Origin of the sequence: Sorangium sp. So ce1014 (assembly GCF_051521505.1) — a bacterium.
Lineage (GTDB): Bacteria > Myxococcota_A > Polyangia > Polyangiales > Polyangiaceae > Sorangium.
Map to the genome: position 1 here is coordinate 1,508,445 of NZ_CP150356.1, position 18,502 is coordinate 1,526,946.

The following is an 18,502-nucleotide window of genomic DNA, read 5'->3' on the forward strand; positions in this document are numbered from 1 at the left end:
CACCACCGGTCGCTGAGGGGCGAGGCTGTGCTGAAGCGTCCGCGTTAGAGCAAGAACCCCTCCGGCAGCGCGCCGGTTCCCTTCCCCTTGACGCAGGCGGCCAACCCCTCGGAACCACGAAGCTGCGGGCGGCGATGGCGCCGCCCCCGGCCTCGGATTTTGCGATGGAGGCACACCGTCCATGAACGTCATCCGGTCTCAAAAGGCCTGGCTTGCACCGCTGCTGGCCGGGCTCGCCGCGCTCGCCCTGCTGCTCAGCGGCGGGCTGGCCAGCGCCAGTGAATCCGATCTGATCCTCCCCGACCTCAGCTCCCAGTCGTTCGGCGGCATCGATGGCCGCACGCTGCTCCTGGGCGGCATCGGCGTCTGCGTGCTCGGCTTCGTGTTCGGGCTCGTCACGTTCTCGCAGCTGAACAAGCTCCCGGTCCACCGCGCGATGCGGGAGATCTCGGAGCTCATCTACGAGACCTGCAAGACGTACCTCATCACGCAGTTCAAGTTCATCCTGCTCCTCGAGGTCCTGATCGGCGGGGTCATGGTCCTCTACTTCGGCGTGCTGCGCCACATGGAGGCCACGAAGGTCGTGGTCATCCTGCTGAGCAGCCTCGTCGGCATCGCCGGCAGCTGCGGCGTCGCGTGGTTCGGCATGCGCATCAACACGTTCGCGAACTCGCGCGCCGCGTTCGCGAGCCTCAAGGGCAAGCCGTTCCCGACGTACGCCATCCCGCTCAAGGCGGGCATGAGCATCGGCGCGGTCCTCATCAGCACCGAGCTCATGCTCATGCTGATGATCCTGCTCTTCATCCCGGCCGACTACGCCGGCCCGTGCTTCATCGGCTTCGCGATCGGCGAGTCGCTCGGCGCCTCCGCGCTCCGCATCGCGGGCGGCATCTTCACGAAGATCGCCGACATCGGCTCCGATCTCATGAAGATCGTCTTCAACATCAAGGAAGACGACGCGCGCAACCCGGGCGTCATCGCCGACTGCACCGGCGACAACGCCGGCGACTCGGTCGGCCCGAGCGCCGACGGCTTCGAGACGTACGGCGTCACCGGCGTCGCGCTCATCTCGTTCATCCTCCTCGCCGTCCCCGACACGGGCGTCCAGGTCCAGCTCCTCGTCTGGATCTTCGTGATGCGCATCGTGATGGTCCTCGCGAGCATCGGCTCGTACTTGCTCAACGAGGCGATCGCCAAGGCGTCCTACGGCGACGCCGACAAGATGAACTTCGAGGCCCCGCTGACGCGCCTCGTCTGGCTGACCTCGATCGTGTCGGTCGTGCTCACGTACGCCGTCTCGGCGTTCATGATCCCGAACCTCGGCGGCGACCCGACGCTCTGGTGGAAGCTCTCGTCGATCATCACCTGCGGCACCCTGGCGGGCGCCATCATCCCGGAGATGATCAAGATCTTCACCTCGACCGAGTCGCGCCACGTCCGCGAGGTCGTGACGGCGTCGCGCGAGGGCGGCGCCTCGCTGAACGTGCTGGCGGGCCTGACCGCCGGCAACTTCAGCGCGTACTGGATGGGCATCGTCCTCGTCGTGCTGATGGGCATCTCGTACTTCCTCTCCATGATGGGCCTCGGGGCGCTCATGATCGCCGAGAGCGTCTTCGCCTTCGGCCTCGTGGCGTTCGGCTTCCTCGGCATGGGCCCGGTGACGATCGCGGTCGACTCCTACGGCCCGGTGACCGACAACGCGCAGTCGGTGTACGAGCTCTCGCTCATCGAGAACGTCCCGAACATCGAGGCCGAGCTGAAGAAGGACTTCGGCTTCACCCCGAACTTCGAGAAGGCCAAGCACTTCCTCGAGGAGAACGACGGCGCGGGCAACACGTTCAAGGCGACGGCGAAGCCGGTGCTCATCGGGACGGCGGTCGTCGGCGCGACGACGCTGATCTTCTCGATCATCGTCGTGCTCACGAGCAAGCTGACGATCAACGTGGACAAGCTCTCGCTGCTCCACCCGCCGTTCCTGCTCGGCCTCGTGACGGGCGGCGCGGTCATCTACTGGTTCACCGGCGCGTCGACCCAGGCGGTCTCGACCGGCGCTTACCGCGCGGTCGAGTTCATCAAGGCGAACATCCGCCTCGACGGCGTGGAGAAGGCCTCGATCGCCGACAGCAAGAAGGTGGTCGAGATCTGCACGCAGTACGCGCAGCGGGGGATGTTCAACATCTTCCTCGGCGTCTTCTTCTCGACGCTCGCCTTCGCCTGCCTCGAGCCGTTCTTCTTCATCGGCTACCTCATCAGCATCGCGCTCTTCGGGCTCTACCAGGCGATCTTCATGGCGAACGCCGGCGGCGCCTGGGACAACGCGAAGAAGCTCGTCGAGGTGGAGCTGAAGGAGAAGGGCACGCCGCTCCACGCGGCGACGGTCGTCGGCGACACCGTGGGCGACCCCTTCAAGGACACCTCGTCCGTCGCGATGAACCCCGTCATCAAGTTCACGACCCTGTTCGGCCTCCTCGCGGTCGAGCTGGCGATCGAGATCGACCGCACGACGAGCCTCGTGCTCGCGGCCATCTTCTTCTTGCTCTCGACGGTGTTCGTGTACCGCTCCTTCTACGGGATGCGCATCCACTCGGGCGACGAGAAGACCGCCGCCGTCGGCGCCAAAGCCACGGCCTGAGCCGGGCGACCCCCTCCTCGCGCGCGCCCTCCCTCGCGCGCGCCCTCCCCCGCCGCCGCTCGTCCACGGGCGCGCCGCCGGGGGAGGGCCTTGCACCCAGCGCGCCTGCACTCTAGTGACCGCTCATGCGAGCGCTCTGCCCCTCCTGCGGCTTCCATCATGAGGTAGTCCGGGTCCTTGAGGACGGACACGGTGAGGAGCGCAAGGACGTCTATCAGGTCGCGCCGCTCGTCAGCTGCGAGCGCACCTGGATCTCGGACAAGGAGCTGCTGGAGGCGCGCGCGCGCTTCGGTCAAGACGTCGTCGTGCCCGATGACGACGACTAGCGCCGTGCCGGCGAGCTCCGCGGCGCCGGCGTGCCATGCGGCGCTTCCGCTGGTGATCTCGCTCGCCCTCCCGCCCTGATCTCGCGCTTCGAGCGCCGAGCGGCGGCTCGGGCGCCGTCGAGCCGCGCGATCCGCGTGGCGTCTGACAAGGATTTGTCGCGCTCGTCGCATCGAGGCGCCACGGTCGATGGGCATTGTCTCCGGCCAATCCCCAGCGGAGAGGATGCGATGATGACGAGGCGGACCCTGAGGACGGCGTTGCTTTTGGTGCTCACGAGCGGCCTCGCCGCGATCGGGAGCGGTTGTGGCGAGGATGGCGCGCAGGGCCAGCCCGGCAAGGAGGGGACGCCGGGCCTGGACGGGGAGGACGGCGCCAACGGTGCTCCCGGCGAGGAGGGCGAGCCCGGCGAGGACGCGCCGCCGCGGACCCACGCCGCGAACCTCGCGGATTACGTGAAGGAGCGCGTGGAGATGTTCGCCGCCGGCGCCGTGCCCGCGGGCGAGCAGTTCCCGCTGGACGCGGCCGCGACCGACACCCTCCGGACGCTCGCCGGGGTGCGCTCGGACGTCGTTGTGACCTGGCTCGATCCGCTGACCTTCAGCACCGCGCCGGACGCGCCCCGGTTCGGCGCCAACAACGACTACACCGCCTTCTTCGGCCAGGGGTGGTCCGCCGCCGCGGGCAACGCGCCGCAGTGGAACGGCTCCGGCACCGCGGGCTGGCTCTGGGTCAACCACGAGTACGTCTCTGGAAGGAGCCCGACGGCCACCTCCGCGCCGACCGGGCAGCACCTCACGCTGGCGCGTCACCTGAAGACGCTCGGCGTCCTCGCGAACGACGTCGAGGCGAGCGTCTGGTCGCAGGAGGACGTCGACACGTACATTCGCTGGGAGAAGAGGGAGGTCGGAGGCTCCTGGCTCCGGGCCGTGCAGGATCCGGCGACCGGCGCGTGGTCGGTCGACCGGAGCGCGAAGGCCGTTCGCTACGACGCGACGAGCAGGACGCTGAGCCGGATCGCGGGGCACGCGCTCTCGAGCCCGGGCAACGACGACACGACGAGCGAGCCGCTCCACGAAGGGATCGTGGCCGGCATCATGGGCGACTGCGCCGGCGGGCAGACGCCGTGGGGCACGGTGATCACCGCCGAGGAGAACGTGCAGGACTACTACGGCGATCTCGAGGCGAGCTGGTCGAGCGATCAGAGGTTCCTCGCCGGTCGGGGCTTCGACCCGGGCGCGCCGGTGAGCCCGATCTTCGAGGCGAGCACCAGCGCGGAGTTCGGGCGCATCTCGGATCCGATCGGCCGGCAACCCCGCGATCACTACGGCTATCTCACCGAGATCGACCCCGGGGAGCCCGCCGGCGAGTACGACGGCAAGACGGAGGCAGGCGCGGGCCACAAGAAATTCGGCTTCATGGGCCGCGCCCGCTGGGAGGCAGCGACGTTCGCGGTCGACGGCGACTGGAAGCTCGTGCCGGGGCAGCCGATCGTGATCTACGGGACCGACGACCGCCGCGGTGGCCGCATCTACAAGTACGTGACGGCCGGCAACTACACGGCCGGGATGGCGCGGGCGGAGATCCGCGGGCTGCTCGACGAGGGCAAGCTCTACGCGGCGCACCTCGCGGGGCTCGACAACAGGACCGGCAACACCCTGCTCGTGACCGGCGCGGCCCCGACCGAGGCGGCCCCCGGCACGGGGCAGTGGATCGAGCTCTCGGTGGACAGCGCCGCCATCGCGCCGAACGCGGCCGCGCTCGGCGAGGCGACAAGGACCGTCGGCGCCGCGCTGCGCGACGTCAGCTGGAACGGGATCGGCGGCTTCGAGACGGACCACGACGTCTCGCGCGCGCTGTTCACGGCGAGCAACAAGGTCGGGATCATGGAGCTGAACCGGCCCGAGGACATCGAGTGGAACCCGCGCGACCCGAGCGGCACGCCGCGGGTCTACGTGGCGTTCACCAACCACACGGGGCAGACGGCGCTCGATCAGGAGGGCAAGCTCCACGATCCGGCGACGCACGCGACAACGTCCCCGAAGCGCGCGGACGCCGTGGGCTCGCTCCTCGCGCTGGAGGAGGCCGATCCGGCGAATCCTGGCGCGTCGATCGCGTTCCGGTACTTCGAGGTGTGGCACGGCTCGAAGGCGCAGGGGGTCTTCGACGCCTCCTGCCCGGACAACCTGCTCCTCGACCGCGAGGGCGGCGTGTGGTTCGGCACCGACGGCAACTTCGGCGTCGCCGCCCACGCGGACGCGTTCTACTACCTCGATCTCGACCCCGCCCACCGCGAGGGCCAGCCCGGCGTGGCGCAGCCGAGCTTCGGCAAGGCGTTCCGCGTGGTGGCCATGCCGAGCGACGCGGAGGCGACCGGCCCGTCCTTCACGCCCGACATGGGCTCGATCTTCATGTCCGTGCAGCACCCCGGCGAGAACGCCTACAGCACCTGGCCGAAGGGCGACGGCACCCTGTCGAGCGTGATCGCGCTCACCTTCCTGCCCGAGTGAGCTCCATGCGTGGTCGCCGCGAACGCCTGCTGTCCGCGTCCCTGACCTTCGCGGCGATGTCCGCCGTCCTCGTCGCGGCCGCGCGCTGCGGCGGGGGCGACTACGATCCGCTCGCCACCGCGGTCGCGCGCGCGGGGCACGCGGGCAACCCCGAGGCGTCGATCCCGCCGATGTGTTACGCGGTGACGGCGGGCGGCGCGAACGGCTGCTGGACGTGCCACACGATCGGGATCGGCCCGAACACGCTCGCGGATCACGACCTCCAGCGCGCGTACAGCTTCTCGGACGCGGCGCGGAGGAACCCCTGGACCCACCTGCTCGAGGACCTCTCGGCCGCCGCCGCCCGGACGAGCGACGCGGAGATCCTCGCGTACATCCGGGAGGACAACTACGCGCCGCTGCGCAAGGCGCTCGCCGCGCGCCCGGATTACCCGGGCTATGTGCCCGATCTCGACCTCGAGGCCGGCTTCGACGGCGAGGGCTTCGCGCGTGACGGGAGCGGCTTCCGGGCGGTGCGGTACAAGCCGTTCCCGGGGAGCTTCTGGCCCACGAACGGCAGCGCCGGTGACGTGTTCCTCCGGCTGCCGGCCGCGTTCCGCGAGGACGCCTCCGGCGCGCCCTCGCGCGAGGTTTACAAGCTGAACCTCGCGCTGCTCGAGGCGGCGATCGCGTCCCCGTCGCCCTTGCCCAAAGAGGGCGACGCGCCGCCCGCCGAGGCGCATGCAGGGCGGGAGGTCGAGCCGGTGAGCGAGCTCCTCGCCGGCTTCGATCTCGACGGCGACGGCGCGATCGAGCCCGCGGTGACGCGCGTCCTTCGCCTGCCCGCGCGGTACGCCGGCGGGGCAGCCGGCGTCCCGGTTCGCGCGTGGATCTACCCGCGCGGGGCGGAGCTCCTTCACTCGGTGAGGTACCTCGATCCGGACCGCCCGACGCTGCTCTCTGCGCGGATGAAGGAGCTGCGTTACGCGCGGAAGGTCGACGAGCCGGACGACTGGGCGATCGCGCGCGCGTACGAGCGTGAGGCCGAGGAGAAGGAGGAGGGGCAGCCGCCGTTCCACCCTGGCGCGCCCGAGGTCGGCCTGCGGAACGCGTTCGGCTGGCAGCTCCAGGCGTTCATCGAGGACGAGCAGGGCCGGCTGCGGCTGCAGACCGCGGAGGAGCACCGCGCGTGCATGGGCTGCCACGGCGCCGTGGGCGTCACGGTGGATCACACCTTCTCGCTTTCGCGCAAGGTGCCCGGCGCCGCCGGCTGGCGGCACCAGGACCTGCGCGGCATGCCCGACGTGCCGCAGGCCGGGCACGCGGAGCCGGAGGTCCTGACCTACCTGCGCCGCGCTCGCGGGGCCGACGACTACCGAGGGAACGAGGAGATGCTCGCGCGCTTCTTCCCTGGCGGCGCGCTCGACGAGGCGGAGGTGCGGCGCGGCGCGCGAGGAGGCGATCGCGATCTCGCGTACCTCGTGGCGCCGTCGCGCGAGCGGGCGCTCCTGCTCGACAAGGCCTATCGCGCCCTGGTCCGGGCGCAGCGCTTCGAGGCGGGGAGGGACGTCGCGCTCGGGCCCGCGACGGAGATCCTGCGCGTGGTGGAGGTCGAGTCGACGGGGCTCGAGGAAGCGAAGCGCGTGTACCTCGACGGGCGGGCTCACCTCGCCTGGTGAGGTCTGGCGGAGCGAAGAGACGAGGGTCGCCAAGGCGCCAAGAGAGAAAAAAACGCAAAGGCGCAAAGGCGCAAAGGCGCAAGAGAGAGAAAATCTCTCGGCCTCCGAGCCTCGTCTTTTTCTCCTGCGACTGACCCTTCTCTTCTTCCTTTTTGCGCCTTTGGTGCGCCAGGCAAGCCTGGGCGAGGAGGAAGCTCATGTAGAAAGCTGAAACCTTGCGATGGAACCCATGGAGGTCCTGCGGATCTCCCCGGCCAAGGCTAGCCCCCAGCCGGAAGCGAGTCTTGCGTGGTCCGGAGGGCAGACCCCCGGCTGCGAAGCGTAGACAGCGAGCGTGAAAGCCTTGTATTGAGCCTCGAAATGCAATGCTCGGCGGGTGCCCAAGCTGTCAAAGGAGCGGAAGGCAACACCGGCGCGCTGGAACGCCGCGCGCGGCGAAGGGCTCGGCGCGTTGGACCCCCCGGGGTCGGAGACCAGGGCGTGCACGCAAGGGTTCCCCAGGAACCTGGGAGGCCCCGTCGCCTCCGAGAAGAGCCCGCCGCAACGGCGGGTGCGGTACCGCCGAGCGAAGGGAACGAAGCGAGGCGGGAAGGGTGACGAGGCGTCCGAGCACCTCGTAGTACCGATGAAGCGGGGGAACCGTCCCGAGGGACCCCGTGGAGGGAAGGGGGTGCCGGGGCATGGGGCTGCTGGAGGGAAAGATGAAGGAGACACCGGGCTCCCAGAACATCTCCACGAAACTCGAGCAGATAGCGAAGCTGGCGAGGGAAGCGCCTGGTACGGCGTTCACGACGCTCGCGCACCACATCGATATCGAGTGGCTGCGCGAGGCGTACCGTCGCACGCGCAAGGACGGCGCTGTGGGCGTGGACGGGCAGACCGCGGACGAGTACGCGGCGCACCTGGAGGACAACCTCCGGTCGCTGCATGAACGCGCGAAGTCCGGCACGTACCGCGCGCCGCCCGTGAGGCGGGTCCTCATCCCGAAGGGGGACGGGTCGCAGACGCGGCCCATCGGCATCCCGACCTTCGAGGACAAGGTCCTGCAACGCGCGGTCGTCATGGTGCTGGAGGCGATCTACGAGCAGGACTTTCTACACGGCTCGTATGGCTTCCGGAGGGGGCGCTCGGCGCATCAAGCGCTGCACGCGCTCCGTGACCAGGTGATGCGCATGGGCGGCGGCTGGGTCCTGGAGGTCGACATCCGGAAGTTCTTCGACACCCTCGACCATGGCCACCTCCAGGAGATCCTTCGTCGAAGGGTGCGCGATGGGGTGCTGCTGCGGCTCATCGGCAAGTGGTTGCATGCGGGCGTGCTGGAATCCGGGGCCGTGTCCTTCCCGGAGTCTGGTTCGCCTCAAGGCGGCGTGATCTCGCCGCTGCTGTCGAACGTCTACCTGCACGAGGTGCTGGACGTGTGGTTCGAGCAGGAGGTGAAGCCGCGGCTGCAAGGCCGCGCGTTTCTCATCCGGTACGCGGACGATTGTGCGCCACGACGGCGCGGAAAGGAGGCCTTGATGGCCGCCTGAAGCAGCCTTGCTGCACGAGAGATGAGGGAGGACCCCTCGGGATCGGGTCGCAGGGCCAGGTCCCAAACCACCGGAAGCTGCTTGGGCCCAATGGCCCGGGTGGTGAGCGTTCACGGAAAAGGCGGGACAAACCCGTCAGGTGAGAGCCGGGAAGGCGAACGTGAGTGAACCGCTGACGACGTGTCGAAAGCGTAGGGACGTCATCGAAACCAGGCTCCAGTCGTTGGCCTGGGACAAAGCTCGGGGGATTCCTGCTTGCTGCCCGAGCGGTGACCGGCATGAAGGCGGCGCGAGCCCGGCTCAGGCTCTCGTGCGGAACGTGGGAACCTGTCGCTCCGATGCGAAGGGAGAACTCCGAGTGGTGGACCCACGAGGGGGAAGAGTACCGATGCGGGGCGCAGGGGCGGATGGGCTCGTAGTAGCGTTGAAGCCTGGTAACGCGGGCGGAGCGAAGGGGCCCAACGACCTGGCCGCGGGCATGGGTCAACCGGCAACGGGAGGAGCCCATGTCTGAGGCGAAGCCTTACGACATTCCGAAGCAGCTCGTCTGGGATGCGTACCAGCGGGTAAAGGCGAACCGAGGCGCAGCGGGCGTGGACGGCGAGTCGCTTGCGATGTTCGAGAAGGACCTGAAGGGCAACCTCTACAAGGTCTGGAACCGGATGTCGTCGGGCTCGTACTTTCCGCCGCCCGTGCGGCTCGTCGAGATTCCGAAGGGCAACGGAGGCACACGTCCCCTCGGCATCCCCACGGTGGGGGACCGCGTGGCGCAGACGGTCGTGAAGATGGTCCTCGATCCGGTCGTGGAGCCCATGTTCCATCCGGATTCGTACGGCTATCGGCCCGGTCGGTCGGCGCTCGACGCGGTGGCGGTGGCGAGGAGACGATGCTGGAGCGCCGACTGGATCATCGACCTTGACATCAAGGGCTTCTTTGATGCGCTGGTCCATGAGCTGGTCGAGCGCGCCGTGGCGCACCACACGGACAACCCCTGGATCCGGCTGTACATCGCCCGGTGGCTCCGCGCCCCCGTGCAGAAGCCGGATGGCACGGTGGAGCAGCGTACGAGGGGCACGCCGCAAGGCGGGGTCGTCAGTCCGCTGTTGGCCAATCTATTCCTGCATTATGCGTTCGATCACTGGATGCGGAGGACCTTCCCGAGCGTCCCGTTCGAGCGCTACGCGGACGATGCCATCGTCCACTGCAGGAGCGAGCGGCAGTCCCGCATGGTGCTGGAGGCCATCCGTCGTCGGTTCGAGCAGTGCGGTCTGGAGCTTCATCCGACGAAGACCCGGATCGTCTACTGCAAGGACGACGATCGGTGCGGGGAGTTCGAGCACGTCGCGTTCGACTTCCTGGGCTACACCTTCCAACCTCGACGGGCGAAGAATCGCTGGGGGAAGCACTTCGTGAGCTTCCTGCCAGCGATGAGCACCAAGGCAGCCAAGGCGGTCCGCGAGACCATCCGCAGATGGCGGATGGCGTCGACCAGGAACAACCAGCGCCTGGAAGATCTCGCGCAGCTCGTCAATCCGGTGGTGCGGGGTTGGATGAACTACTACGGGCGGTTCTACCGCTCGAAGTGCGTCCAGGTCCTTCGCCATCTCAACGAGGCCCTCGCAGCATGGGCGCGACGGAAGTACAAGCGGCTGCGACGTCGAGAGCGCGCGTCGATGCACTGGCTGGGGCGCATCGCGCAGCGGGATCCGAAGTTGTTCGTCCTGTGGCAGCTCGGCGTCCGGCCCGAGGCTGGGTCGTAGGAGCCGGATGAGGCGAGAGCTTCACGTCCGGTTCTGGGAGGGCCCGGGGGTGCGATTCCCCCGGGCTACTCGACTCGTCCTGGCGTTCTCGCACGAGGAAGACGCTCGTCGCGTTCTGGCCGTGCTCCCGAAGAGGTTCGGCAAGTACGGCCTTGCGCTCCACCCGGACAAGACCCGGCTCGTCGAATTCCGTCGGCCCGACCGTCGGCCTCCCCCGGAGGATCGATCGGATCGTGGACCCAACACGTTCGACCTGCTGGGCTTCACCCACTACTGGGGCTTGTCTCGTCGAGGCAGGTGGGTGGTCAAGCAGAAGACCGCCTCCGATCGCTTCCGCCGCGCGCTGAAGCGGATCGCGGAGTGGTGTCGGCAGCATCGGCACCAGGCGATCGGGGAGCAGCAGCGCTCGCTCTCGCAGAAGCTGCGAGGTCACTTCGGGTACTTCGGCATCACGGGGAACTCCGAGGCGATCAGCCGCTTCCGTGAGCGGGTCATCGGCATCTGGTGCAAGTGGCTCGGTCGTCGCTCCCAGAGAGCGCGGATCAACTGGGACCGCAGGCACATGCTGCTGGAACGCTACCCCCTCCCACTTGCCCGGGTCGCGAGGCCGTACTCACCCGCGTAGCGAATCCATGTCGCGAAGAGCCGGATGCGGTAGCCCCGCACGTCCGGATCTGTGGGGGCCCTGGGGGAGCAATCCCCCAGGGCTACCCGAGCGCCTTTGCGCCTTTGCGTTTTCTTCCCCTCTCGATCTACCCCGTCGAGCTCACAGGACCCCCGGAAGATCATTGATCTTCCCCCCCTTGCGCCTCATCTCCGGCGCCACCCCGACGAGCGCGCTGCCCCCGGTGCGCTAGGGTGGCGCCCTTTCTCCGTTCTCCGATTCCGGTGCCCCTGTGAACCTCGCTTCTCCCCCTCTCGCCGCCGACGGCGCGCGGTCCGAGCTGCGCGTCCTCGCGCGCCTCGCGCTGCCGATCGCGGTGGCGCAGGCGGGGCTCGTCGCGATGGCGCTCGTCGACGTGGCGATCGTGGGGCGCGTCTCGGTCAACGAGCTCGCCTCCTGCGCGATGGGGAGGACGATCGTCCACACGTGCAACGCGCTCGGGATCGGCATCTCGGCCGCGCTCGATCCGCTCGCGTCGCAGGCGATCGGCGCCGGCCGCCCCGGCCAGGCGTGGGCGGCGCTGCGCGCGACCCTGCGCGCGAGCCTGCTCGTCAGCGTCGTCGCGCTCGGCGCCGCCCTCGCGGCGACCTCCGCGCTCGCGCCCCTGGGCGTCGACCCGGCGCTCGTCCCCGGCGTCCGCCGGTACATCCTCGGCCACGCGCTGTGGATCTTCCTCTGGCCGGTCTTCCTCGCCGGAAAGAGCTTCCTCCAGGCCCACGGCGCGACGCGGCCCGCGCTCGTCGCCGTGATCGCGGCGAACGCCGTCAACCTCGTCGCCTGCAACCTGATGGTCCGCGGCGACGACGCGCTGCGCTGGGTGGGCCTGCCGCCGCTCGGCCTGCCGCAGCTCGGCGCGCTCGGCGCAGGGCTCGCCACGAGCCTCGCCAGCGTGGTGCTCTCGTCGATCGTGCTCCTCTCGGCGCAGCGCCGGCGCGCGGCGTCGCCCGGGAGGAAGGAGGACGACAGCGCGGTGCCGGTCGCGGTGATCTACCGGCTCGGCGTCCCGATCGGGCTGCAGCTCCTCGCCGAGGTCGGCGTGTTCGGGATGACGGCGCTGCTCGCCGGGCGGCTCGGCGCGACCGTGATCTCGGCGCACCAGATCGCGATCGGGCTCGCCTCCTTCGCGTTCATGGGCGCCATCGGCGTCGGCGGCGCCACCGCCGTCCGCGTCGGGCACGCGATCGGCGCGGGCCGGTCGCCGCTGCGCCCCGGCCTGCTCGGCGTCCTGCTCGGCGCCGGCATCATGTGCGTGAGCGCCTCGACGTACGCCGCGTTCCCCCGCGCCCTGATCGGCGCGTTCACCCCGGACGCCGAGGTCCTCGCCATCGGCGTCCCGCTGCTCCGCATCGCCGCGCTCTTCCAGCTGTTCGACGGCGTCCAGGCGGTCGCCGCCGGCGCCCTGCGCGGGGCGGGCGACGTGCGGTTCCCCTTCTGGGCCAGCCTCGGAGCCCACTGGGGCATCGGCCTGCCGCTGTCGATCGGGCTCGCCTTCGGGCTCGACCTCGGCGTCCGCGGCCTCTGGTTCGGGCTCACCGCCGGGCTCGTCGCCGCCGCGGGGGTCCTCTCGGCGCGCTTCGTCCGGCTCGCCCGCGCGCCGGTGGCGCGGGCGCTGCCGCGCGCCGGGTGACGCGCGCGATCAGCTCGGCGCGAGCGGCCCCGGCGCCTCGGGCGGCTGATCGGCCAGGGGCCGGTTCTGCCCGTCGACGCGGAGCACCCGCGGCTCGTGCCGCCGCGCCTCGGCCTCGTCCATGTCCGCGAACGTCGCGATGATCACGAGGTCGCCGGGCTGATTGAGGTGCGCCGCGGCGCCGTTGATGCAGATGACGCCGGACCCGCGCGCCCCCGCGAGCGCGTAGGTCGTCAGCCGGGAGCCGCGCGTCACGTTCCAGATGTCGACCGCCTCGTAGGGCAGGATGTCGGCGCCCTCCAGGAGGTCGGCGTCGATCGTGACGCTGCCCTCGTAGTGCAGATCCGCGTGGGTCACGGTCGCGCGGTGGATCTTGCTCTTGAACATCCGTCGGTTCATGCGTGCTGACCTCTGCTCCTCCCTGCTCGGGCCGGCGCCGCGCGCCGTCGGCCCGCGAGCGAGGGGCGCGCCGCCCGCCGGGGAGGACGGCCTTTCTCCTTAATCCAGGTGGCGATCAGTCAAGGAACAATCGCTGCCGGAGGAGCCGGCCGCCCGCGAGCTGGACGGCGCCCTCGGCGGGCAGCGCCTCGGCGTCGATGGACGGCGAGCCGGGCTGGTCGATCACGAAGACGACCTCCCACGGGCCGGCCGCGACGTCCCTGAAGAGCGCCTCGCGCGTGCCCGACACGCGCGCGCCGCCGCCGCCGTCGAGCGCGATCTCCACGGGCCACGGGCGCGCGTTCGCGCCCTGCACAAGGAACGCCTTCACGGCGATCGGCGCCTGCACGCGCGCGCCGGGCGACAGCGCGATCGTGAGCCGGGCGCCCCTGCCGACGCGGGGCGGGGCGCCCGGCTCACGAGCGCGCTGCTGCGGGCCGCCGCCGAGGGTCGTCGCGATCGTGTAGTCGGGGAGCGGGGCGGCGCCCGGCGCGAACGGCGCAGGCCGCAGCGCGAGCAGCGACACGAGCGCCGCCGACACGACCCACCCGGCCACGCCCACGGCCGTCCGCACCCGCGCGCGCGCCCGCGGAGCGCTCCGCCGCTCGACGACCAGCTCGGGACCCACTGGGCCCTGGCGCGGCACCAGGACGCCGGCGTCCACCCCGCCCGGCGCGCGCTGGGCCGGCTGCCCCGGGGCCCCGCTCGGGCGCGCGTCGCGGGGCGGCTCCGAGGTCCCGGGCGGCGCCGATTCGTCGCCGATCGCACGACAGACGGGCGCATCGGTGGTCGACGGCGAGCTCGTCCCGCTGAGCGAGTCGGCGTCGGCGCCCAGCAGCGGCGCGTCGGCGACGTCGCCCGCCTCCTCCGCCTCGCAGTCCCACTCATGGGGGCTCCGGAAGCGGACCCCGGACTTCCGGTCGAGCAGCGGCCGCGCCAGCGACGGCGGCGCGGGCGCTTCGCCGGGCGCATCCCGGAGCTGGGCGACAAGCTGGTCGGCGAGCCGGGCGCGGGTCTCGTCGTCGAGGGGCAGCCGCGCCTCGCGCTCCTCCCGTCCTGCGCTCGAGGAGGACGCCGCGGCGTCGCCGGCGTCCCGCGGACCGCTCCGCGCGTCCTCCGGGCGCGCCTCCTCGGCGAGCTTCCGCCGGCACGGATCGCCCGGCGGACCCTGCTGCGCGATGCGCGTCAAGGCGCGCAGCAGCTCGTCGTCGTCCATCAGCCGCTCCCCGCGTCGGGCCGCGCTGCACGGTGCTCGGGCTGCCCGCACCGGCGCAGCAGCGCGGGTGCGACAGGAGGAAGCAGAAGGGAGAGGCGCTGCTCGCCGGGCGCCAGGGGGGCCTCCCCGCTGCTCCGATTCGCCTCGTGGATCAGCGCGAGCGGAAGCTCAGGCATCTGATTCCCTTCCCCTGGGGCTCGAAGAGCCCCAGTTTGCCATCGACGTTATCCGGTCCGCGCGGCACGCGTCAATGGAGCAGACGGGCGCCACGGTGGTGTTCGCGTTGTTCTCGCTGTTCGCGTCGCTTGATTCTCATGCGTTTCTCGCGCGCCTCCCTCGTTTCCCGCGCCTCCCTCGTTTCCCGCGCCTCCCTCGTTTCCCGCTGCGCTCGCTGCAGCTGCAGTGCGAGATCGTTTTACAAACGGCTCTGATATTTTCTCACGAGGGCCCTTATTTTTTCTCGCGGCTCGCGCTTGTCGCGTCGCCCGTCAAGGCCCGCACGGTGTCGCCGGCGATCTCCAGCGCCGCCGGCTTTCCGCCGTAGTGCGTGGCCATGCCGACGTCGATCCGCCAGACCTTGTCGCCGCAGGCCGAGGTGATGCCGTTCCTCTGGACCGTGTGGCCCACGACCATGCGCTTGGCGGACATCGCCGCGAGGACCTTGTCGAGCGCCGCGCAGGGGCTCGACCCCGGCGTCGGCGGCGGATCGCTCGAGTAGAGGCGCGCCCACACCGGGCTGTCCTCGGCCGCGATCACGGCCGGCGTGGACGGGCTCTTGCCCTCCATCCACGCGCGCACCTCGCGGTTGATCCGCGCGATGCCGTAGCGCGTGTGCGACGGGAGCACACCGCCGTGCGCGAAGACGGTGTCGCCGACCGTGATGATCACGTCGCGCGCCGCGAGCTTCTTGGCGTAGAGACCGCCGGGGACGAACGCGGCGGCGCGGGCGCGCGCGGGGGGCGGCACCGGCGTGAGACGCGGGGACGAGGCGTCGAGCCCGGGCACGTCCTCGAAGTCCTTGAAGCCGCCCTCGGTGACGTAGCGGAAGTCCAGCTGGACGTTCATGACCTCGTGGTTGCCGTTGAGCGCGTACACGGCGCCGCCGGCCGCGCGCGCCTCGGCGGCCAGGCGATCGAAGAGGTCGACGATCTCCTGCTCGCCGTCGCCGCGGTCGAGCTCGTCGCCGGTCTGGACGAGCACGAGCTTGCCGCCGATCCAGCGATCCGAGCCGTCGATCGCGCCCGCGAGCTGCAGGGCCGCGCGCGTGGCCGCGAGGTCACCGTGGACGTCGCCGATGGCGACCACGCGGTCGGCGGCGGGGTAGGCATAGGAGCGATCCGTGTCGGGCGGCGGCGTGGGCGCGGCGGCGGCGGGAGCGGCCGAGGTGGCGGCGGGCGCGGGCCGCGGCGCCGTCGAGGCCGGGCGATCGGCGTCGCAGCCGGCGGCGAGCAGCGCGGCGAGCAGCGCGGAGAAGCGGGGAGCGGCTGACATCGGACGCGTTCCTCCGGGGGGATGGGCCTTATGTACTACGCGGCGGGTGGGCGCGCCGCGAGGAGCGGCGCGCAGGCGGCGCGCCGCCGCGCGCGGTCAGGCCGGGAGCTTGGCGGAGAGGAAGGATTTCAGCTTGATCAGGTTCTTCGCGTCGCGGCTGAACGTCGGTGCGGTGTAGCTCGACGCCCAGCCGGTGATCTCGTGCATGAACGAGGTGCGGACCTGCTCGTCGCCGAGGATGTCGTCGACGGTGCGGCCGCGCGCGGCGCCCTTCTCCAGCGAGCGCACGTAGCCCTTGAGCCGCGCGTAGTCGCCGCCGAGCAGCTCCGCGATGAGCTCCGCGTCGCGCGCGAGCCGCGCGAGGGCCGGCACCTGGTCGCGCAGCTCCGGGCTCTCCGCCGCGGCGAAGGACGCGGCGACGCGCAGCACGAAGGCGTCGTCGAGGAAGCCGAGATCCTCGATGCCGTCCGGGATGAGATCGAGCGACTTGAAGAGGTAGTTGAGGCCGGCCGCGAGTGAGCGGCGCGCGGCCTCCGGGCTGTCCGGCGAGGCGAGCAGGCCGGCCACGTCGGTGGCGTCCGAGGCGAGGCTGCGCAGCCACTCGGGGAACGTGTCGAGACAGCGGTCGTCGAGATCGGTCATGGGATCCTCCCGGCGGGGAGCGGGAGGGTAATCCGACCGGCGCGGCGCCGTCCACGCCGTCGATGCAAACGGCGGCGCGCCGGCGGGCGGCGGGCGGCGGGCGGCGGGCGGCGGGCGGCGGCGCCGGACCAGCGATGCGCGCCGCGCGCCTGGTCATGGTCGCTTCTTGAGCCCCCGCGCGTGCCGCAAGCTGGGCGGCTTCCCGCGGAGACAGCTCCAGAGGGCGAGCACGCCGATGAGGCGTTCCTCCGGAACGTACGCGTAGTAGACGTGGTACCGCGTTCGTGACAGCAAGAGGCGCCGCACGCCGTCATCGGCCATCGGCCCGTAAGGCGCTCCCATTTCCGGCACGTTCCTGAGCATGCGGAGCGCCGTGGCGAGCTCCTCCGCGAACAGGGACGGCGCAGCCTGGCGGTTCTCGCGCCACCACGCGTCGGCCGCCCGCGCGTGCTCGGCCGAGCGCCCCAGGAACCGGACCTTCACTCGCGAGCCCGCAGCTCCGACAGGAGCTCGTCCGCGTCGACGCCGCCACCTGTTCGCAGCTCCGCGAGCCCCTCCGCCAGCGCCGCATGGAGCTCGGCGCGCTCCTCGTCGTCCAGCTCGTCGCCCGGATCGGCAACGACCAGCTCGATCACGGTGCCCTCCGGCAGGTCGGTGGGTTCGTTCACGACGATGCGACCGTTCTGAACGCGGGCCTTGAGCGCTTGCACGGAGAGAACTCTACCGCCGTCGCGGCTGCGCCGCACTCGCCGCACTCGCCGTGCTCCGCGGCGCCGTCGGTGTCCCTCGCACGTCCCGCTAGCCTGCGCCCCCGCCCCTCGCCGTTCCTGCCCCGCCGCTACCCGCCGCTACCCGCCGGTCGCCCCGACCCGCCCCGTGACGCTCGCGCTCGCGCGCACGCTCACCTGGATCCGCACCGACGCGCTCGTCGACGCCTCGGCCGCCCCGGCGACGCACGCGAGCGCGCGCGTGCCCGCGTCGCCCACGATCCGCGGCAGCGCGGCGCCGACCTGGACCACCGTCTGGGCGTCGCCGAGGAGCCGGCGCCCGAGGGCCACCTCGGCGTGCAGCAGCGCCGGCAGGTTGGCCTGCAGCGTCGCCGCGAGCCGCGCGGCCATCTCGGCGCCGTGCGACGCGCGCACCTGGACGAGCGCCGGCGTGCAGGCGGCGTGCACGTCGGCGTGCGCGCGGCAGCTCGCCTCGCACTCCGCGTCGGCGCTCGGGGGACGCACCATCCCGGAGCACTGCGGCGCCTGCCAGGTGCCCTCGCAGCGCGCGTGGCACGTGGCGTCGCAGCCGCCGTCGCACTCGCCGTTGCACTGGCCCACGCAGCGCCCCTGCGCGTCGTAGGCGGAGCACTGCCCCCGGCACTGCCCGGTGCAGCGCCCGTCGCACCGCCCCGTGCAGCGGCCCTGGCAATAGCCGGAGAGCCGCGCGGGCTCGCACTGCGCCACGATCTGCCCCGGGTCCAGCTGGACGTCGCACGCGCCGCTGCAGCGCGCCCCGGCCTGGGCGTTCGCCTGGCAGGCCGGCGGCGTCACCGCGACCTGCACCCCGGCGCCCTGGCGCAGGATGGCGTCGATCGCCGCCGAGACCGGGCCGCAGGCGCCGCTCGCCTGGCCCCCCGCCTCGTCGCGCGGCGCCATCTGCGCGGGCGGGATCCCGAGGTCCGCGCCGATCCGGCGGCAGGCGTCGGCCACCTGTGCCTCGATCGCCGCGGACACGGCGGCCATGTCCTTGGCCGCCTGCACGAACGTCCGCACCTTGGCGTTGGCCCGCGCGTCGGCGGAGAACTGGGCGCCGAGGACGTCGCCCGGCCCGCGCAGCTCGGGGCAGACGGCCTCGCCCACGCCCCCCAGGTGACCGAGCTCCGCGCAGCTCAGGCCGGCGGCGGACGCGACGACCGCGAGGGCAAGCAGCCCCCGGACTGACGACTGGGCAACGGCCATCGGCGTGCCTTACCACAGCTGCCGAAGGTCGGGCACGAGGCAGGCGTCGCGCTCGTCCCGCG

General features: G+C 71.4%; 16 protein-coding genes. 8 read left to right on the plus strand and 8 right to left on the minus strand.

Annotation, left to right across the window (positions count from 1 at the left end; all coding sequences use genetic code 11):
- Positions 1-181 precede the first annotated feature (181 nt).
- From WME75_RS05685 to WME75_RS05720, 8 genes are all read left to right on the plus strand, one after another.
- Positions 182-2,632, plus strand: coding sequence for a sodium-translocating pyrophosphatase (locus WME75_RS05685; protein ID WP_437487085.1), 2,451 nt, complete (start codon positions 182-184; stop codon positions 2,630-2,632).
- A gap of 125 nt (positions 2,633-2,757) precedes the next feature.
- Positions 2,758-2,958, plus strand: a complete 201-nt coding sequence (locus WME75_RS05690) for a hypothetical protein (protein WP_437487086.1) — start codon at positions 2,758-2,760, stop codon at positions 2,956-2,958.
- Positions 2,959-3,186: 228 nt separating this feature from the next.
- The gene (locus WME75_RS05695; RefSeq protein ID WP_437487087.1) at positions 3,187-5,466 is read left to right on the plus strand and encodes an alkaline phosphatase PhoX; all 2,280 of its coding nucleotides are present in this window, start codon (positions 3,187-3,189) and stop codon (positions 5,464-5,466) included.
- Between the two features lie 5 nt (positions 5,467-5,471).
- Positions 5,472-7,124: a hypothetical protein gene (locus WME75_RS05700; protein WP_437487088.1), complete on the plus strand. Its 1,653-nt coding sequence runs from the start codon at positions 5,472-5,474 to the stop codon at positions 7,122-7,124.
- Positions 7,125-7,825: 701 nt separating this feature from the next.
- Positions 7,826-8,653, plus strand: coding sequence for a reverse transcriptase domain-containing protein (locus tag WME75_RS05705; RefSeq protein ID WP_437475749.1), 828 nt, complete (start codon positions 7,826-7,828; stop codon positions 8,651-8,653).
- 506 nt (positions 8,654-9,159) lie between these two features.
- On the plus strand, positions 9,160-10,413 hold the full coding sequence (gene ltrA, locus WME75_RS05710) for a group II intron reverse transcriptase/maturase (protein WP_437475748.1): 1,254 nt from the start codon (positions 9,160-9,162) through the stop codon (positions 10,411-10,413).
- Positions 10,414-10,420: 7 nt separating this feature from the next.
- A complete protein-coding gene (locus WME75_RS05715) occupies positions 10,421-11,038 on the plus strand; it encodes a group II intron maturase-specific domain-containing protein (protein WP_437475747.1) in 618 nt (205 codons plus the stop codon).
- A 271-nt stretch (positions 11,039-11,309) separates the two neighbouring features.
- Entirely contained in the window at positions 11,310-12,704 is a 1,395-nt protein-coding gene (locus WME75_RS05720) for an MATE family efflux transporter (RefSeq protein ID WP_437487089.1), read from the plus strand.
- 9 nt (positions 12,705-12,713) lie between these two features.
- Here the strand turns inward: WME75_RS05720 and panD are convergent, their stop codons facing one another.
- The 8 genes from panD to WME75_RS05760 all read right to left on the minus strand — a co-directional run bounded on the left by panD (position 12,714) and on the right by WME75_RS05760 (position 18,440).
- Entirely contained in the window at positions 12,714-13,103 is a 390-nt protein-coding gene (gene panD / locus WME75_RS05725; protein WP_437487090.1) for an aspartate 1-decarboxylase, read from the minus strand.
- A gap of 115 nt (positions 13,104-13,218) precedes the next feature.
- Positions 13,219-14,358: a hypothetical protein gene (locus WME75_RS05730; RefSeq protein ID WP_437487091.1), complete on the minus strand. Its 1,140-nt coding sequence runs from the start codon at positions 14,356-14,358 to the stop codon at positions 13,219-13,221.
- On the minus strand, positions 14,358-14,534 hold the full coding sequence (locus WME75_RS05735) for a hypothetical protein (RefSeq protein WP_437487092.1): 177 nt from the start codon (positions 14,532-14,534) through the stop codon (positions 14,358-14,360). Before WME75_RS05735 ends, WME75_RS05730 begins: the two co-directional genes overlap by 1 nt.
- A 274-nt stretch (positions 14,535-14,808) precedes the next feature.
- Entirely contained in the window at positions 14,809-15,849 is a 1,041-nt protein-coding gene (locus WME75_RS05740; RefSeq protein ID WP_437487093.1) for a metallophosphoesterase, read from the minus strand.
- A 96-nt stretch (positions 15,850-15,945) separates the two neighbouring features.
- Positions 15,946-16,491, minus strand: coding sequence for a DUF1232 domain-containing protein (locus WME75_RS05745; protein WP_437487094.1), 546 nt, complete (start codon positions 16,489-16,491; stop codon positions 15,946-15,948).
- Positions 16,492-16,644: 153 nt separating this feature from the next.
- On the minus strand, positions 16,645-16,974 hold the full coding sequence (locus tag WME75_RS05750; protein ID WP_437487095.1) for a type II toxin-antitoxin system RelE/ParE family toxin: 330 nt from the start codon (positions 16,972-16,974) through the stop codon (positions 16,645-16,647).
- A complete protein-coding gene (locus tag WME75_RS05755; RefSeq protein ID WP_437487096.1) occupies positions 16,971-17,201 on the minus strand; it encodes a hypothetical protein in 231 nt (76 codons plus the stop codon). The genes WME75_RS05750 and WME75_RS05755 overlap by 4 nt, the downstream gene beginning before the upstream one ends.
- A 138-nt stretch (positions 17,202-17,339) precedes the next feature.
- Entirely contained in the window at positions 17,340-18,440 is a 1,101-nt protein-coding gene (locus WME75_RS05760; RefSeq protein WP_437487097.1) for a hypothetical protein, read from the minus strand.
- Positions 18,441-18,502 lie beyond the last annotated feature (62 nt).

What these genes read in the sequence shown, in the direction of transcription:
- WME75_RS05685 (WP_437487085.1), top strand. Translation starts at nt 182, where the DNA reads ATGAACGTCATCCGGTCTCAAAAGGCCTGGCTTGCACCGCTGCTGGCC.
- WME75_RS05690 (WP_437487086.1), top strand. Translation starts at nt 2,758, where the DNA reads ATGCGAGCGCTCTGCCCCTCCTGCGGCTTCCATCATGAGGTAGTCCGG.
- WME75_RS05695 (WP_437487087.1), top strand. Translation starts at nt 3,187, where the DNA reads ATGATGACGAGGCGGACCCTGAGGACGGCGTTGCTTTTGGTGCTCACG.
- WME75_RS05700 (WP_437487088.1), top strand. Translation starts at nt 5,472, where the DNA reads ATGCGTGGTCGCCGCGAACGCCTGCTGTCCGCGTCCCTGACCTTCGCG.
- WME75_RS05705 (WP_437475749.1), top strand. Translation starts at nt 7,826, where the DNA reads ATGAAGGAGACACCGGGCTCCCAGAACATCTCCACGAAACTCGAGCAG.
- ltrA (WP_437475748.1), top strand. Translation starts at nt 9,160, where the DNA reads ATGTCTGAGGCGAAGCCTTACGACATTCCGAAGCAGCTCGTCTGGGAT.
- WME75_RS05715 (WP_437475747.1), top strand. Translation starts at nt 10,421, where the DNA reads ATGAGGCGAGAGCTTCACGTCCGGTTCTGGGAGGGCCCGGGGGTGCGA.
- panD (WP_437487090.1), bottom strand. Translation starts at nt 13,103, where the DNA reads ATGAACCGACGGATGTTCAAGAGCAAGATCCACCGCGCGACCGTGACC.
- WME75_RS05730 (WP_437487091.1), bottom strand. Translation starts at nt 14,358, where the DNA reads ATGGACGACGACGAGCTGCTGCGCGCCTTGACGCGCATCGCGCAGCAG.
- WME75_RS05735 (WP_437487092.1), bottom strand. Translation starts at nt 14,534, where the DNA reads ATGCCTGAGCTTCCGCTCGCGCTGATCCACGAGGCGAATCGGAGCAGC.
- WME75_RS05740 (WP_437487093.1), bottom strand. Translation starts at nt 15,849, where the DNA reads ATGTCAGCCGCTCCCCGCTTCTCCGCGCTGCTCGCCGCGCTGCTCGCC.
- WME75_RS05745 (WP_437487094.1), bottom strand. Translation starts at nt 16,491, where the DNA reads ATGACCGATCTCGACGACCGCTGTCTCGACACGTTCCCCGAGTGGCTG.
- WME75_RS05760 (WP_437487097.1), bottom strand. Translation starts at nt 18,440, where the DNA reads ATGGCCGTTGCCCAGTCGTCAGTCCGGGGGCTGCTTGCCCTCGCGGTC.